The following is a 972-nucleotide window of genomic DNA, read 5'->3' as shown; positions in this document are numbered from 1 at the left end:
TACAACAGTATCTCTTATGGGGTCATTACAGTAATGTTATCTATGTATGACCAAGGATTTACTTTGTTGCATTTCGTTTGGGAATTGGCGTAAAGCCCCCTGCAAGTTCTACAATTATGCCGCTTGCTCTTTATCTAATGGGGAACTATTTTTCTGTTTGTCAGATTTTTTACTCGCTACCGCCAATGCATCATATTCAAATTCATCAACATTGATCGATCTTAAACGGCTGGCTTCTGCTTTACATAAAATGTCAGCTTCTTGTTGGCTAATTTTACCATCGGCGTGTGCTTGTTCGGCAAGTTTATCTAAATTGGTAAAGTGTGGTTTATGGCTAGCTTGACTGGTTAAGCGTTCAAAAATTGGCTCGGCGGCAATAATATCTGATAATGCGGCATTAATTATGCCATGAGGGTTATGCTCACTTGGCGTCATATATTGACCGCGCCCAATACGAGGCTGTCGCAAAAGGGGTATTTACAATAAAAATAATTTAATTTTTTCTTTAAAATCAAAATATTGAAATCATTAAAAACATGATACTACCTCTTTTGCGACAGCCTCAATACGCTCGCGTGTTTCTGATGGTGTCATCATAATTTTTGCTAGTTTATGATCAAGTTGATCGTTAGGTGGTGCATAACGATAACCCAATGGAAAAATGATAATACGGCTTAGCAAGGCAACCAGACGATTGGGAAAGTTTCGTAGCAGTGCTTGCATGGCTTTTTCTGATTGAAATAGACAATCTTTTATTACCCATTCAACAATCGGTAAATCCATTGCTGGGCGGCCATCATCTTCAAAACGTTTTAGTGTGGCGGATGCTAAATAGAGGTGGCTTAAAATATCGCCTAAACGGGCAGAAATCCGCTCACGACGTTTTAACTAAACTTGCGAAATTCTCCTTCCTGAATGTTAATTGCGAGTAAAACGAGCTTTTAGCATTAGGTGGGAGATGGATAGCAAACA

At 39.0% G+C, this 972-nt stretch carries 1 pseudogene; it reads right to left on the bottom strand.

Features of this window, described 5'->3' with window-relative positions:
• Positions 1-114 precede the first annotated feature (114 nt).
• A pseudogene (locus CBG25_RS04930) lies at positions 115-888 on the bottom strand (acyl-CoA dehydrogenase domain-containing protein); the annotation flags it as partial.
• Between the last annotated feature and the right edge of the window lie 84 nt (positions 889-972).

This window comes from Arsenophonus sp. ENCA (assembly GCF_002287155.1).
In the GTDB taxonomy this organism is placed as follows: Bacteria; Pseudomonadota; Gammaproteobacteria; order Enterobacterales; family Enterobacteriaceae; genus Arsenophonus; species Arsenophonus nilaparvatae.
The sequence above is the reverse complement of the archived record's forward strand: the minus strand, read 5'-3'. Positions and strand labels throughout refer to the sequence as shown.